Origin of the sequence: Kocuria sp. NPDC057446, assembly GCF_042802875.1 — a bacterium.
Classification (GTDB): Bacteria; Actinomycetota; Actinomycetes; order Actinomycetales; family Micrococcaceae; genus Kocuria.
The window spans coordinates 1-1,745 of sequence record NZ_JBHVDI010000282.1; the positions used below are offsets into that span (position 1 = coordinate 1).

A 1,745-nucleotide genomic window follows, 5' to 3' on the forward strand; every position below is an offset into this window, starting at 1 on the left:
GCTTCGCCGTCCGGGGCGACTACGCCACCGTCGCCGACGAGTTGCAGGCTGATGTCGTGGGTTCGATTCCCATCACCCGCTCCATTTGCATATCGTTCATGGGCCTGTAGCTCAGCTGGTTAGAGCGCACGCCTGATAAGCGTGAGGTCGGTGGTTCGAGTCCACTCGGCGCCGACCATGCGCCATCAGCGAACAACCCGGACGGGGGCCCTCCGGGGCCCGGGGCGGGCACTAGTCTTCTGTTCAGAGATCACCGGACCACACGGACGAAAGAGGCACCGCTACATGACCTCCGCTCACGAGTCGCCGTTCGGCTCGACCCACGCCACCTCCACCGCACCGCGCCTGCAGGGCGGCGCCCCCATGGGCGGCCAGGACGACTACGTCTACAACCGGCTGCTCAAGGAGCGCATCATCTGGCTGGGCTCCGAGGTGCGCGACGACAACGCCAACCTCATCTGCTCCCAGATGCTGCTGCTCTCGGCCGAGGACCCGCAGGCGGACATCTTCCTGTACATCAACTCCCCGGGCGGGTCCGTCACCGCCGGCATGGCCATCTACGACACCATGCAGCTCATCCCCAACGACGTCGTGACCGTGGCCACCGGCCTGGCCGCCTCGATGGGCCAGTTCCTGCTGTCCTCGGGCACCAAGGGCAAGCGCTACGCCACCCCCAACGCCCGGATCCTCATGCACCAGCCCTCCGGCGGCATGGGCGGCACCGCCTCGGACATCCGGGTGCAGGCCGAGCTGATCCTGTCGATGAAGCAGCGCCTCGCGGAGCTCACCGCCGAGCAGACCGGCCAGAGCCTCGAGACGATCCTGCGGGACAACGACCGCGACAACTGGTTCGACGCCCAGCGCGCCCTCGACTACGGCTTCTTCGACCGCATCGCCAGCTCGGCCGGCTCCATGACCGGCGGCGGCGGGACCATGAAGGACCATGACACGAAGGACCAGGAGTAGGGCCGCGGCGGTCCCACCACTTCACCAGGCACGCTCCGACAGACTCCCGAGGAACTCCACCATGACCTTCACCCACGGACCTTCGTCCACGGCCGGTTCCCTGGCCGCCCTGCCCACCAGCCGCTACGTGCTCCCGGACTTCGAGGAGCGCACCCCCTACGGGTACCGCCGGCAGAACCCGTACACCAAGCTGTTCGAGGACCGGATCATCTTCCTGGGCGTCCAGGTCGACGACGCCTCGGCCGACGACGTCATGGCGCAGCTGCTCGTGCTCGAGGCCCAGGACGCGGACCGGGACATCACGATGTACATCAACTCCCCGGGCGGCTCCTTCACCGCCATGACGGCGATCTACGACACCATGCAGTTCATCCGCCCGGAGATCCAGACGGTCTGCCTCGGTCAGGCCGCGTCCGCGGCGGCCGTGCTGCTCGCCGGCGGCACCCCGGGCAAGCGCCTGGCCCTGCCGAACGCCCGCGTGCTGATCCACCAGCCGGCGATGTCCGGCCAGGGCGGCGGGCAGGCCTCCGACATCGAGATCCAGGCCAACGAGATCATGCGGATGCGCGAGTGGCTCGAGGAGACCCTGGCCCTGCACTCCGGCAAGACCGCCGAGGAGGTCAACCGCGACATCGAGCGCGACAAGATCCTCACCGCGTCCGCCGCCAAGGAGTACGGGATCGTGGACCACGTCCTGGAGTCCCGGAAGATCCACAAGCCGGCGACCGTCACCTCCTGATCCGCGCGGCCCGCCCCGCCGGAGCACCCCGGTGCGCCGC

At 68.5% G+C, this 1,745-nt stretch carries 2 protein-coding genes and 1 tRNA gene; all 3 read left to right on the forward strand.

The genetic code is table 11. The features are described from left to right. The first annotated feature begins 100 nt into the window (after positions 1 to 100). Positions 101 to 178, forward strand: a tRNA-Ile gene (locus tag ACFU0Y_RS18095). A gap of 107 nt (positions 179 to 285) precedes the next feature. Continuing rightward, positions 286 to 966, forward strand: a complete 681-nt coding sequence (locus tag ACFU0Y_RS18100; RefSeq protein WP_380216347.1) for an ATP-dependent Clp protease proteolytic subunit — start codon at positions 286 to 288, stop codon at positions 964 to 966. Positions 967 to 1,027: 61 nt separating this feature from the next. After that, positions 1,028 to 1,705: an ATP-dependent Clp protease proteolytic subunit gene (locus ACFU0Y_RS18105; RefSeq protein ID WP_380216349.1), complete on the forward strand. Its 678-nt coding sequence runs from the start codon at positions 1,028 to 1,030 to the stop codon at positions 1,703 to 1,705. Positions 1,706 to 1,745: the final 40 nt, after the last annotated feature.